Raw genomic sequence first — 12840 nt, 5'->3', positions numbered from 1 at the left:
GCGGCCCGAAGGCGGGCGCGCGCGGGGGAGCCCGCGACGAGGCGGCCAAGGGGCGTGGCGGGGCGCGGCAGCAGCCCGCCCGGCGGCGGGCGCAGTCCAAGGCGCGCACCCGCGCGGGCGCGGGCACCGGCGGCGCGTTCGGCATGACCAGCACCCGCCAGGCTGCGGTGCTGGCCATGGTGGTGTGCGCGCTGGCGCTCAGCATCGCCGTGCCGCTGCGGACCTACCTGGCGCAGCGGGACGAGCTGCGCGACGTGGCGACGTCGCAGCAGGCGCTGCGCGAGCAGGTGGCGCAGCTGGAAGAGCGCAGGCCGCAGCTCGACGACCCGGCCGTGATCGCGGCCGAGGCTCGGCGAAGGCTGCACTACGTGCGACCGGGCGAGACGCCCTACGTCGTGCAGCTCCCCGGTGACTCGGGGCGTCCGGAGCAGGAGGAGAGGCCGGCCAGCGAGCCGGTCCCGAACAAGGCTTGGTACCAGCAGCTGTGGGACTCGGTGGCGGCGAAGTGAACGTGGACGAGCAGGACCTGGCGATCGTGGCGGAGCAGCTCGGGCGGGTCCCGCGCGGGATGCGCGCGATCGCGGCGCGGTGCCCGAGCGGGCACCCCTCGGTGGTGCAGACCAGCCCGAGGCTGGAGGACGGCACGCCGTTCCCGACGCTGTACTACTTGACGTGCCCCCGGCTGACCTCGCAGGTCAGCAGGCTGGAGAGCGAGGGGGTCATGCGGGAGATGCAGGACCGGCTCGCCGAGGACGAGGAGCTGGCCGCCGCGTACCTGCGCGCCCACGAGTCGTACCTGGCCGAGCGGGACGCGATCGAGTCGCTGGGCACGAAGGTCACGGCGGGCGGGATGCCGGAGCGGGTCAAGTGCCTGCACGTGCACGTCGGGCACGCGCTCGCGGTCGGTCCGGGCGTGAACCCGTTCGGTGACGAGGCGCTCGCGCTGCTCGCGGACGTGTGGCCGAGCGGGGACTGCGCCGCCCGGACGTGAGGGGCGCTCCCGTTCGGGAGCGGGAGTGTTGGCCACGGGTGGAAAGCCGACCGCGAGGGCAGACCCGGGGGCACAAAGCAGGTGCGCGCCCGTGACAGGCACCCCTGGATCGGGCAGTCTGGGCGGCGGGAACGGGGGATCCACCGACTAGGGAGTTCGCTGCTGTGCCGAAGCGACGGGGACGCGGCCGAAGAGCAGATCGAGGCGCCATGACGCCCAGGCAGCGGGGTCTGGCGGCGACGGCGACGTGCGCGATGCTGGTGCCCGCGCTGCTGAACGGGACGTTGGGCGTGGACTGGCTGCCGGTGTCCGCGCGGAGCGCGCTGAGCGCCGTGCCGCCGGGGGCCGGGGACGTGCTGGGCGCGCTGTCGGTGCGGTCCGGCGCCGGGGAGGACCGGTTCGGGGCAGGCGGAAAGCTCCCCCGGACGGACGCGCTGGGCGCGGACCTGATCGCGGACGCGGACGACGCGAGCGCGTTCGGCGACTACCTGCCGACCGGCGTGGACAGCCTGCCGACCGGGCCGCTGGGGGTGCCGGGGGTGATGCTCGACGCGTACACGCGGGCCGAGCAGCGGCTGGCGCAGACCACGCCGGGGTGCAAGATCCACTGGTCGTTGCTGGCGGGGATCGGGCGGATCGAGTCCGGGCACGCGCGGGGCGGGCGGGTGGACGCTCGGGGGAACGCGGTTCCGGCGATCCTGGGGCCGGTGTTGAACGGCGGACCGGGGATCGCGCCCATCCACGACACGGATGGCGGGCGGTACGACGGCGACACCACGTGGGACCGGGCCGTGGGGCCGATGCAGTTCATCCCGTCGACCTGGCAGGGGTACGCGGCCGACGGGAACGGGGACGGGGAGCGGAACCCCAACAACGTCTACGACGCGACTGTCGGGGCTGGGAACTACCTGTGCGCCTACGGGTCGGATCTGAGCGACCCGGCTCAGCGGGCGAAGTCGGTTTTCCGGTACAACCACTCCGAGGAGTACGTGCGGACGGTTCTGTACTGGGCCGACGCCTATCGCAACGGGGTGACGTTGCTGCCCGATCTGGCGGGGTCCGACGAGGACTTCACGCCGATCGCCCCGCCTGGGAACTCCGGGGGGTCGTCTTCCGGGAACGGGAACCAGGGGAGCGGGAACCAGGGGAACGGGCAGGGGCAGTCGGGTGGGAGCACGACCACGACCACCACGACCAGTGGTGGGGTGACCACGACGACGACCACTACCACCACGACCACGAGTGGTGGGTCGACGACCACCACGACCACGACGACCACCACGACGACCACGACCACGACGGATCCCTCGGGGTGCCCGAGCGTTCCGGTCGTCACGACGACCACGGAGATCACGCCGTCGGAGTCGGTGACCACCACCACCGGGGTTCCGCCTGGGTGCGAGTCGGCGCCGACCACCAGCGTGACGAGCGTGGTGACGGCGCCGTCGTCGGGGGAGATCGTGGAGTCGTTGCTGCCCCAGGGCAGTTCCGCGCCGATGGCCACTGCGTGAGGGCCGACGAGGCTTGGGGCCGGCCATTCCGCGACGCGGGGTGGCCGGTTCGGCCTTGGGCGGTGGAGGTGGGGCTAAGCCGTGAAGTCATCCGCCAGGAGTTCTGAGGCTGCCGCGGGGTCCATCAGGTTGAACCACACCTGCTCGTTGTTCCCCGGTGGCCGGTCCGGCGTGGAGATCTCGCAGTCCCAGCTGTCCCGGTCGCACCCCGGCGCCGAAGCCGGCACGGTGACCGGCAACCCCTCGGGGACGGAACCGGTCACCCGCAGTGCGACGTAGGTCTCGTGCCCGTCCAGCAGCGACTTGCGGGTCAACCGGTGCACGGTCGACTTCAGCTCGCGGACGAGGCGCAGGCCCGCCTCGAGGAGGAGTCGGTCCCGGTCGTCGTCGTTCGGCAGCCAGGCCTTGGTGAACGTGGTGGTGGGCTGTGCTCGCTGTTGTACCGGGTTCGCGCGACTCGCGCGGCGGTCGCCAGCGACTCGGAGAAGTCGTCCTTCGACCCCTCTTCCCGCTGCCCGGCCGCCACCAGCCAGGCTTGGCCGTTCCCGTCGGTCCACGCGGCTCCGCGCCACCGCTGGGCTTTGATCTTGAAGAACACGGTGTCGTCGATGGCCGAGATGCGCTCGCGCGTTCCGGTGGGGTCGGCGAGCTGGAGCGCCGCTTCGCGCGGCAGCGGGTGGTCGACTTCGCCGAGGGGCGCCTCCGCCGGAGGGGGCGACATGCCGAGTTCCCCGGTCGGGCAGCGGAGGGTGGGGCGCGTGGTCATCGGTCTACCGGGACAGGCCGCCCAGCTCGGCGATGCGTTCAGGGGACAGGCCGGTCAGCGCGGAGACCCGGCTCTCCTCCGTGTCGTCGATCTCGGCCATGACCGCTCGCATCCGGGTGGTGACCGCTTCGCGGTGCTTGGTCAGGTAGTCGCGGACAGCCGCGTCGACCAGCTCCTTGTGCGTCATGCGCAGTGCGATCGCGCCGTGGGCGACCAGCGCGTGCGTCGAGCTGTCGACCTTGAGCACGGCCGTGGTGTTGGTCATCTGCGCCTCCTGTGGGTACCACAGTGCCCGTGGGTACTCGACGAGACCAAGACTCCTCCGGGTGATGAGGCCTGGTGTGCCCGGCGCTGGGGTGCGGGTTAGCGTTCTGGTGCCGGCTCAACTCTGGAGGGCACTCACCATGGCGCGCGTGGCCGCGATCGACTGCGGGACCAACTCGATTCGGCTTCTCGTCGCCGATGTCACCGCCTCCGACGACGGGGGGCGGTGGTTGCGGGACGTGCACCGGGAGATGCGGGTCGTTCGGCTCGGGCAGGGGGTCGACGCCACGGGGGCCCTGCACCCGGACGCGCTCGCCCGGACCAGGGCCGCGCTCGTGGACTACGCGGCGGTGCTCCGGCGCAAGGGGGCCGAGCGGGTGCGGATGGTGGCGACCTCGGCCACTCGGGACGCGTCCAACCGGGACGACTTCTTCGGGATGACCGAGGAGGTGCTGGGGCAGGTCGCCGAGGTGATCAGCGGGGACGAGGAGGCCGCGCTGTCCTTCACGGGGGCTGTCGCCGATCTTGAGGCTGAGGACGGGCCTTTCCTCGTCTCCGACGTCGGCGGGGGCTCCACCGAGATCGTGCTCGGGGGGTGGGACGGGGTTGTCGGGAGCGTGGAGGCCGCCCGGTCGGTCGACATCGGGTGCGTGCGGCTGACCGAGCGGCACCTGCACGACGACCCGCCCAGCGCGGCCCAGGTCGAGGACGCGGTGGCGACTGCCAAGAGCGTGCTGCAGGAGGCGTTCGACCGCGTGCCGGTCGAGCGGGCGCGGACCTGGATCGGGGTCGCGGGGACGGTCACCACGCTCGTCGCGCTCGCCAAGGAGCTGGACGCCTACCGGCCCGACGAGATCCACCTCGCGCGGTTGCCGCTGGCGCGGATCCAGGAGATCACGGAGCGGCTGCTGCTGATGCCGCACGACGAGCGCGCCGCGCTCGGGGCGATGCACCCCGGACGGGTCGACGTGATCTGCGGTGGGGCGATCGTGGTCCGGGCCATCGCGGAGCACCTCGCGGAGCGGGCCGGGATCACCGAGCTGGTCGCGAGCGAGCACGACATCCTGGACGGGATCGCCTTCTCCCAGGCCGTCGGGGGCTGAGCGCGGCGGGTGGGGGAGTCCGCTCGGGCAGAACGGTCAACGGGGAATGTTCGTGATCAGGATGTAACCCCTTCACCCGTGTGGACTCCGCCACATCACGGATAGCGTCCCTCTCACGCTGTGCAAGCAAATGGCTCTGCTCGGTCACCGCCGATCGGGTCGGTTGTGAGGGGAGGACGCATGTCGCGTGTACGCTTGGTGCCGATCTTAGCGGTGTCTGTGATGGTGGTCACGGCCTGTGGTGGCTCTGGGGACGACGGGGCGGGCAGCTCCGCAGACGCGGGGATCACGATCTTCAACACCGAGCCGGAGAACCCGCTGGTCCCCGGCAACACCACCGAGGTCGGCGGCAGCCGCATCCTCGACGCCATGTTCACCGGCCTGGTCGGCTACAACGCCGACACCGCGCAGCCGGAGAACGCGATGGCCGAGTCCATCGAGACGACCGACTCCAAGCTCTTCACCATCAAGCTCAAGCCCGACTGGACGTTCCACGACGGCACCCCGGTGACCGCCAAGAGCTACGTGGACGCCTGGAACTGGACCGCCTACGGGCCCAACGCCACCCAGGGCGCGACGTTCTTCTCCCAGATCGAGGGCTACGCCGACGTCCACCCCGAGGACCCGGACGGGGCCGACGGGCCGCAGCAGGCGCCCGCGCCGACCACCGAGACCATGTCGGGCCTGAAGGTCGTCGACGACAGCACCTTCACCGTCACCCTCACCGAGCCGTTCTCGGTCTTCCCGGTGACCATCGGCTACGAGGTCTTCTCCCCGATGCCCGAGGCGTTCTTCAAGGACCAGAAGGCGTTCGAGGCCGCGCCGATCGGCAACGGGCCGTTCAAGTTCGTCTCCCGGCAGGTCGGGGCCGAGGTCAAGCTGACCCGCTACGACGACTACCGGGGCGACGACAAGCCGAAGATCAAGGACGTCACGCTCAAGGTCTACCAGAGCCGCGAGTCGGCCTACGCGGACCTCGTGGCGAACTCCCTGGACTTCATGGAGGAGCTGCCCCCGAACGCGCTGGCGGGCAAGAAGTACGAGGGCGACCTCGGTGAGCGGGTCCTGCAGAAGGAGACCCTCAACAACCAGACCATCGCCTTCCCGTTCTACCTCCCGCCGTACGACAACGTGGACCTGCGCCGCGCGATCTCCATGTCGATCGACCGCGAGGAGATCACCCAGCGGATCTTCGAGGGCAGCCGCGTCCCCGCCGACGGCTGGGTGCACCCGCTGACCGAGGGCTACACGCCCGACCAGTGCGGCGAGTACTGCGAGTACAACCCGACCAAGGCCAAGGAGCTGCTGGCCAAGTCCGGGTACACCGGTCCGCTGCTGCTGCTGTCCAACACCGACGGCGGCCACCAGGAGTGGGCCGAGGCGGTGGCCAACAGCATCAAGAACGCGCTCGGCCTGGACGTGCGGTTCTCGCCGTCCACGAGCTTCGGCGAGTTCCGGCAGAAGGTCAACGCGCACGAGATGACCGGCATGTACCGGGCGGGCTGGATCGCGGACTACCCGTCGATCGAGAACTGGCTCACCCCGAACTACCGCACCGGCTCCTCCTCCAACGACGGCCTCTACTCCAACCCGGCCGTCGACGCCAAGCTCGCCGAGGCGGACAAGGCGGCCGACGCGGACCAGGCCATCACCCTCTACCAGGAGGCGGAGAAGCTCATCGCCGCCGACATGCCGTCCGTGCCGCTGTGGACGCAGAACACCATCGGCGGCAAGTCCGACCGGCTCACCACCGCCAAGATCGACCCCTTCCGCGCCCTGGACCTGGCCTCCGTCGAGGTCGGCTGAGTCCCCTAGCTCGACGGCCCGGCCGCGCCCGCTGCGGCGCGGCCGGGCCACTCGGGAGGAGAGTGCGCTCTTGGGGCGCTACGTGCTGCGCAGGCTGCTGCAGATGGTGCCGGTGTTCCTCGGCACCACGTTCCTGATCTACGCCCTGGTGTGGGCGGTGCCGGGCGACCCGTTCGAGGGCAAGTGCGGCGAGCGGGACTGCCCGGAGTCCTACGTCTCCGCGATGCGCGAGAAGTTCAACCTGGACGACCCGCTGCTCGTCCAGTACGGCAAGTACCTGCTCAACCTGGTGCGGGGCGACTTCGGCGAGACGTCCTCGGGCATCGAGGTCGCCGACCGGATCGCCGACACGTTCCCGGTCACCCTGCAGCTCGCGCTGGTCGCCCTGCTCATCGAGGCCGTCATCGGCATCGCGGCGGGCGTGCTGAGCGGGCTGCGCGGGCGGGGGTTCCTGGACAGCCTGGTGCTGGTGTCCACGCTGTTCCTGATCTCCATCCCGGTGTTCGTCACCGGCTACGTCGTGCAGCTGGTGTTCGGCCTGCAACTGGGCTGGATCGCGCCCACGGTCGGGTCCTCGCCCTCGTTCGGCGACCTGCTCGTCCCCGGCTTCGTGCTCGCGAGCCTGTCGATGGCCTACGTGGCGCGGCTGACCAGGGCGAGCATCGCGGAGAACCGGCGCGCCGACTACGTGCGCACCGCGCTGGCCAAGGGCCTGCCGGACAAGCGGGTGGTGGGCGTGCACCTGCTGCGCAACTCGCTCATCCCGGTGATCACCTTCCTGGGCACGGACCTGGGGGCCTTCCTCGGCGGCGCGATCGTCACCGAGGGCATCTTCAACGTGCCCGGCATCGGCGGGCTCGTGTTCCGCTCGATCCTGACCAAGGACGGCGCGATGGTGACCGGCCTGGTCACCCTGCTGGTGCTGGTCTACCTGCTCATGACGCTGCTGGTGGACCTGCTCTACGCCGTGCTCGACCCGAGGATTCGCTATGACTGAGTCGGTGGCGGCCAGCGGTCTGGCCGAGGTGGGCGGCGCGCCCGGCGGCGAGTCGCGCGGGCTGTTCGGCGACGCCTGGCGGGAGCTGCGGTCCCGGCCGCTGTTCTGGGTGTCGACCGCGCTGATCGCGGTGGTGGTGGTCATGGCCGTGTTCCCCGGCCTGTTCACCTCGGCGGACCCGAACCTGGCGGTGCTGTCCCGGAGCCGGGGCGCGCCCTCGGCGGAGGCCTGGTTCGGCTACGACAACCAGGGCTACGACATCTACGCCCGCACGGTGCACGGGGCGCGCGCGTCCATCGTCGTGGGGCTGCTGGCCACGCTCGGCGTGCTGCTGGTCGGGGCCGTGCTCGGGCTGCTCGCCGGGTTCTACGGCGGCTGGCTGGACGCGGTCGTGTCCCGGATCGCCGACGTGTTCGTGGGCGTGCCGTTCGTGCTGGGCGCGATCGTCATCCTGACCACGCTCAACGCGGGCGGCGACGCGGGCGCGGCCCGCATCGTCGCCCAGGTGGTGCTGTCCATCTCGGTGCTGTCCTGGCCGGTGGCCATGCGCATCACCAGGTCCACGGCCGTCGCGGCCAAGCAGCAGGACTACGTGAAGGCGGCGCGCGCGCTCGGCGCGGGCTCGGGCAGGCTCATGGTCAAGCACCTGCTGCCCAACTGCGTCGCGCCGGTCCTGGTGTACGCCACGATCGCGCTCGGCGCGTTCATCGGCGTCGAGGCCACGCTGTCCTACCTGGGCATCGGGCTGCGACCGCCGGTCGTGTCCTGGGGCGTGATGATCAACGGCGCGAAGGACTACATCCGGGTCGCCCCGCACGCCCTGCTGTTCCCCGCGGGCTTCCTCACCGCGACCGTGCTCGCCTTCGTGATGCTCGGCGACGCGGTGCGCGAGGCGCTCGACCCCAAGCTGCGCTAGGAGGAGCTGTCGGTGACAGCGTTGCTGGAGGTCGACGACCTCCACGTGGAGTTCCGCACCCGCGACGGGGTCGCGCGCGTGCTCAACGGCGTCAGCTACCACGTCGCGGCCGGTGAGACGCTGGCCGTGCTCGGCGAGTCCGGCTCGGGCAAGTCCGTCACCGCCCAGGCGGTGATGGGCATCCTGGACACCCCGCCCGCGCACGTCACGGGCGGCTCGGTCCGGTTCAAGGGCGAGGAGCTGCTGGGCGCCCCGCCCGAGCGGCGCCGCCTGGTGCGCGGCGAGGGCATCGCCATGGTGTTCCAGGACGCCCTGTCCGCGCTGAACCCCGTGTTCACCGTGGGGTTCCAGATCGAGGAGCAGCTGCGGACGCGGCGCGGCATGTCCCGCAAGGACGCCCGCGCCCGCGCCGTCGAGCTGCTGGACCAGGTGAAGATCCCGCACGCCAGGCAGCGGGTGCGCGAGTACCCGCACCAGTTCTCCGGCGGGATGCGGCAGCGCGCCATGATCGCGATGTCGCTGGCGCTGGACCCCGAGGTCCTGATCGCCGACGAGCCGACCACCGCGCTCGACGTGACCGTGCAGGCCCAGATCATGGACCTGCTGGCCGAGCTCCAGCGCGACCGGGGCATGGCCATGGTGCTCATCACCCACGACCTGGGCGTGGTCGCCGAGGTCGCGGACCGGATCGCGGTCATGTACGCGGGCCGGATCGTCGAGCACGCCGACGCGCGGTCGCTCTTCCGCGCGCCCGGCCACCCGTACACGTCGGCGCTGATGCGGTCGCTGCCGCACGTCGAGGCCAAGGGCTCGGAGCTGAGCACCCTCTCCGGCCTGCCGCCGAGCCTGCTCGCCATCCCGCCCGGCTGCCCGTTCCACCCGCGCTGCCCCAGGGCGGCGGACGTCTGCTCGGTCGACGTCCCGCCGCAGGTGCCGCTGCCGGGCGGGCGGGACAGCGCGTGCCACTTCGCCGAACAGGAGGTCAGCGGTGCCTGAACCGGTGCTGAGCGTGCGGGACCTGGTCAAGCACTTCCCGGTGACCAGGGGCGTGCTGTTCAAGCGCGCCATCGGCCAGGTCAAGGCGGTCGACGGGGTCTCGTTCGACCTGATGCCCGGCGAGACGCTGGGCGTGGTCGGCGAGTCCGGCTGCGGCAAGTCCACCCTCGCCCAGGTGCTGATGTGCCTGGAACCGCCCACCTCGGGGGAGGCGCGCTTCGAGGGCAGGCCCATGTTCGGGCTCAAGGGCGCGGCGATGCGGTCGCTGCGGCGGGACCTGCAGATCGTGCTCCAGGACCCGTACACCTCGCTCAACCCGAGGATGACCGTCGGCGACATCGTCGGCGAGCCGTTCGAGATCCACCCGGAGGTCGCGCCCGCCGGGTCGCGCGCGGCGCGGGTGCGGGAGCTGCTGGACGTCGTCGGGCTCAACCCCGAGCACGCCAACCGGTACCCGCACCAGTTCTCCGGCGGGCAGCGGCAGCGCGTCGGCATCGCGCGGGCGCTCGCCCTGCGGCCCAAGGTGATCGTGTGCGACGAGCCGGTGTCCGCGCTGGACGTGTCCATCCAGGCGCAGGTGATGAACCTGCTCGGGCGGTTGCAGCGCGAGTTCGGGCTGGCCTACGTGTTCATCGCGCACGACCTGTCGGTGGTGCGGCACCTGTCCGACCGGGTCGCGGTGATGTACCTGGGCAAGTTCGTGGAGGTGGGCACCGAGGACCAGATCTACGCGCACCCCACGCACCCGTACACCCAGGCGCTGCTGTCGTCGGTGCCGGTGGCCGACCCGGAGCTGCGCGGCAGGCGCGAGGTGATCCGGCTGACCGGGGACGTGCCGTCGCCGATCGACCCGCCGTCCGGCTGCCGGTTCCGCACCCGGTGCTGGAAGGCGCGGGACGTGTGCGCGACCGAGGAGCCGCCGCTGGTGGAGCGGCTCGGGCACCTGAGCGCGTGCCACTTCGCCGAGGAGCGGTCGGTGGTGCCGGGCTAGGGTTCTGCGGTGCGGGAGCGGCTCTTCCGGCCGCCCCCGCACCGGTTCCCGCTAGCGGTTGGACGCCGCGCGCACGAACGCCGCGATGTCCTTCGACTGCTGCACGCGGGACTCCTCGTGCACGTACATCATGTGCCCGGCCGGGTAGTACGCCGACTCGACGTTCTCGGCCAGCTCGCGCGGGATCTTCAGGTGCGCCAGCACGTGCTCGGCGGCGTAGTACGCGGTCGCGCCGTCGTGGTAGCCGAACGCCACGTGCACCTTCAGGTGCGGGTTGGCCCGCATCGCCGCCGCCAGCTTGTTCGCCACCGTCACGTGCGCGCCCTCGAACTCCTTGAACGACCACGGGTGCACCGCGCGCGAGATGATCTCGTACGGCAGGTCGCTCTCGTAGCCCAGCTCGACGCGCGCGTAGTGGTTGAGCGCGGCCGAGTACGGGCCGAGGATCGCGCTGTACGACGGGTCCTCGCTGAACAGCTCGCGCCCGTAGTCGCTCTCCCAGCCGGTGAACCGGCCGTCCAGCCGCCCGACCGTGCGGCGCTGGTGGCGCAGCAGCTCGGTGAAGAACCGGACGTGCTCGATCCGCAGGTCCACCCGGTCCACGTAGTCCTCGGACAGCCCGGTCAGCGCCGCGAGCCTGGACACCGCGTCGGCCCGCTCCTCGTCGGTGAGCCTGCTGCCGCGCGCCAGCGCCCACGGGTAGCCCTCGGCGGCGAACTCCTCGGCCTCCGCGAGCACGTCCGCGAGCTCCCGGTCGCCGTGCAGGCCGTGGTGGTGGGCGATCGCGGCGTACGTCGGCAGGTACAGCGAGTACGGCAGGTCGTTGCCCTCGTTGAAGTCCAGCGTCGCGAAGTCCAGCACGGACGAGATCAGCACCAGGCCGTTGAGGTACATGCCGTGCCGCTGCTGGAGGTGCTCGGCGAGCGCGGCGGCGCGGGTGGTGCCGTAGGACTCGCCCGCCACGAACTTCGGGGACAGCCAGCGGCCGTTGCGGGAGGTCCACAGCCGGATGACCTCGCCGACCGACTCAACGTCCGGCTGGAACCCGTGGAACCTGCCGGGCTGCTCGCCCTCGGCGGCCCGCGAGTAGCCGGTGGACACCGGGTCGATGAACACCAGGTCGCTGTGCGCCAGCAGGGTCTCGGCGTTGTCGACCAGCTCGTACGGCGGGGGGACGGGCTCGCCCGCGTCGCCGGACACCACGCGGCGCGGGCCGAACAGCCCCAGGTGCAGCCACACGCTGGCCGAGCCGGGGCCGCCGTTGAACGCGAACACGACGGGCCGGGTCGCCGGGTCGCCGTCGTCGGCGGTGTAGGCGGTGAGGAACACCTCGGCCTTGGGGCGCAGCCCCTGGAACTTCCCGTCCTCCACGACCTCCTCGCGCAGCACGACCCGGCCGGTGGTGGCGGTGTAGTTCAGCTTGCGGCGCTTGACGGTGATGCTGTGGGAGGTGGTGACGAGGTCGTCCTCGGGGGTCGCCTCGGCGGGCGCGTCGGGCGAGTCCGGGGCGGGGGTGGTGTCCTTGTCGCTCATGGTCCGAACCCTACGTTCGGGGAGGCGGCGGGTCAGGTGGATAACGGGCGGGTGGCGGGGCGGCGGGTTGCGGGGGCGGGCGCGGGGGGTGGCGCTGGCGCGTCCGTGCCGGGCGGCGGTGGCGAGTCGGGCGGCGGTGGCGCGCCCGACGGGGGCGGTGACCTGGCCGCCGTGCCGGGCCTGCCGGAGCTGGACCGCCGGGTGAGCGGCTGTCGGGCGTGCCCGAGGCTGGTGGCGTGGCGCGAGGAGGTGGCGCGGGTCAAGCGGGCCGCGTTCCGCGACCAGGACTACTGGGGCAGGCCGGTGCCCGGTTTCGGCGGCGGTGACGCGCGGCTGGCCGTGGTGGGCCTGGCCCCGGCCGCGCACGGCGGCAACCGCACCGGCCGCATGTTCACCGGCGACGCCTCCGGCGAGGTCCTGTACGCGGCGATGCACGCGGTGGGCCTGGCGAACCAGCCGGAGGCGGTGTCCCGGGACGACGGCCTGCGCCTGCTGGGAGCCCGGATCACCGCCCCGGTGAAGTGCGCCCCGCCGGACAACAAGCCGACCCCGGCCGAGCGCGACACCTGCCGCCCGTGGCTGGAGCGCGAGCTGACCCTGCTGCGCCCGACCCTGCGCGCGGTGGTGGTCCTGGGCGGCTTCGGCTGGCAGTCCCTGCTCCCCGCGCTGACCGCCCACTGGACCGTCCCGCGACCCCGCCCCCGCTTCACCCACGGCGCCCGCGTGGAACTGCCCGCCTCGGACGGCGGACCCCCGCTGGTGCTGCACGGCTGCTACCACGTGAGCCGCCGCAACACCCAGACCGGGTTGCTGACGGTGGCGATGGTGGAGGAGGTCCTGTCCCGCGCGAAGGCCGACGCGGGGTTGGGCGCGGAACCGGGGGCCGGGCCGCCGGGCTGACCGGCCACAGCCGCCGGGGGCACCGGGCCGACCGGCCGCTCGGCCGCTGTCGCGCCCCGCCGACGG

14 protein-coding genes are annotated in these 12840 nt (G+C 72.1%); 10 read left to right on the top strand and 4 right to left on the bottom strand.

Annotated elements, in window-relative coordinates; genetic code table 11:
- The 3 genes from ACTUAL_RS30575 to ACTUAL_RS30565 all read left to right on the top strand — a co-directional run.
- Positions 1-509 (top strand): FtsB family cell division protein (locus ACTUAL_RS30575; protein ID WP_440902659.1); only part of this gene is annotated, 509 nt, incomplete at its 5' end.
- Positions 510-568: 59 nt separating this feature from the next.
- Positions 569-991, top strand: coding sequence for a DUF501 domain-containing protein (locus ACTUAL_RS30570; RefSeq protein ID WP_232520125.1), 423 nt, complete (start codon positions 569-571; stop codon positions 989-991).
- Between the two features lie 209 nt (positions 992-1200).
- Positions 1201-2502: a lytic transglycosylase domain-containing protein gene (locus ACTUAL_RS30565; RefSeq protein ID WP_440902658.1), complete on the top strand. Its 1302-nt coding sequence runs from the start codon at positions 1201-1203 to the stop codon at positions 2500-2502.
- Positions 2503-2576: 74 nt separating this feature from the next.
- Here the strand turns inward: ACTUAL_RS30565 and ACTUAL_RS30560 are convergent, their stop codons facing one another.
- Genes ACTUAL_RS30560 through ACTUAL_RS30550 form a run of 3 tightly spaced genes read right to left on the bottom strand, consistent with a single transcriptional unit; the run spans position 2577 to position 3533 of the window.
- On the bottom strand, positions 2577-2816 hold the full coding sequence (locus ACTUAL_RS30560) for a hypothetical protein (protein ID WP_440902657.1): 240 nt from the start codon (positions 2814-2816) through the stop codon (positions 2577-2579).
- Between the two features lie 17 nt (positions 2817-2833).
- Positions 2834-3268, bottom strand: a complete 435-nt coding sequence (locus ACTUAL_RS30555; protein ID WP_440902656.1) for a hypothetical protein — start codon at positions 3266-3268, stop codon at positions 2834-2836.
- 4 nt (positions 3269-3272) lie between these two features.
- Positions 3273-3533, bottom strand: a complete 261-nt coding sequence (locus ACTUAL_RS30550; protein WP_440902655.1) for a hypothetical protein — start codon at positions 3531-3533, stop codon at positions 3273-3275.
- 139 nt (positions 3534-3672) lie between these two features.
- Here ACTUAL_RS30550 and ACTUAL_RS30545 point away from each other — a divergent pair, with 139 nt between their 5' ends.
- The 6 genes from ACTUAL_RS30545 (at position 3673) to ACTUAL_RS30520 (ending at position 10341) form a co-directional block, all read left to right on the top strand.
- A complete protein-coding gene (locus tag ACTUAL_RS30545; RefSeq protein ID WP_096491451.1) occupies positions 3673-4635 on the top strand; it encodes a Ppx/GppA phosphatase family protein in 963 nt (320 codons plus the stop codon).
- 180 nt (positions 4636-4815) lie between these two features.
- A complete protein-coding gene (locus ACTUAL_RS30540) occupies positions 4816-6441 on the top strand; it encodes a peptide ABC transporter substrate-binding protein (protein WP_096491452.1) in 1626 nt (541 codons plus the stop codon).
- A gap of 70 nt (positions 6442-6511) precedes the next feature.
- Entirely contained in the window at positions 6512-7438 is a 927-nt protein-coding gene (locus tag ACTUAL_RS30535) for an ABC transporter permease (protein WP_096491453.1), read from the top strand.
- Positions 7431-8354: an ABC transporter permease gene (locus ACTUAL_RS30530; RefSeq protein WP_096491454.1), complete on the top strand. Its 924-nt coding sequence runs from the start codon at positions 7431-7433 to the stop codon at positions 8352-8354. The genes ACTUAL_RS30535 and ACTUAL_RS30530 overlap by 8 nt, the downstream gene beginning before the upstream one ends.
- 12 nt (positions 8355-8366) lie before the next feature.
- The gene (locus ACTUAL_RS30525; protein ID WP_440902654.1) at positions 8367-9350 is read left to right on the top strand and encodes an ABC transporter ATP-binding protein; all 984 of its coding nucleotides are present in this window, start codon (positions 8367-8369) and stop codon (positions 9348-9350) included.
- Positions 9343-10341, top strand: a complete 999-nt coding sequence (locus tag ACTUAL_RS30520) for an ABC transporter ATP-binding protein (RefSeq protein ID WP_440902653.1) — start codon at positions 9343-9345, stop codon at positions 10339-10341. Before ACTUAL_RS30525 ends, ACTUAL_RS30520 begins: the two co-directional genes overlap by 8 nt.
- Before the next feature lie 51 nt (positions 10342-10392).
- Here ACTUAL_RS30520 and ACTUAL_RS30515 read toward each other — a convergent pair whose 3' ends face one another.
- A complete protein-coding gene (locus tag ACTUAL_RS30515) occupies positions 10393-11874 on the bottom strand; it encodes a S10 family peptidase (RefSeq protein WP_096491457.1) in 1482 nt (493 codons plus the stop codon).
- 162 nt (positions 11875-12036) lie between these two features.
- Between ACTUAL_RS30515 and ACTUAL_RS30510 the strand changes: the two genes are divergently transcribed.
- Entirely contained in the window at positions 12037-12774 is a 738-nt protein-coding gene (locus ACTUAL_RS30510) for a uracil-DNA glycosylase (RefSeq protein ID WP_440902660.1), read from the top strand.
- The last annotated feature ends 66 nt before the right edge of the window (positions 12775-12840 follow it).

The organism is Actinosynnema sp. (assembly GCF_052038725.1).
Note: the sequence above shows the minus strand (reverse complement) of the source record. Positions and strands in the feature narration are given on the sequence as shown.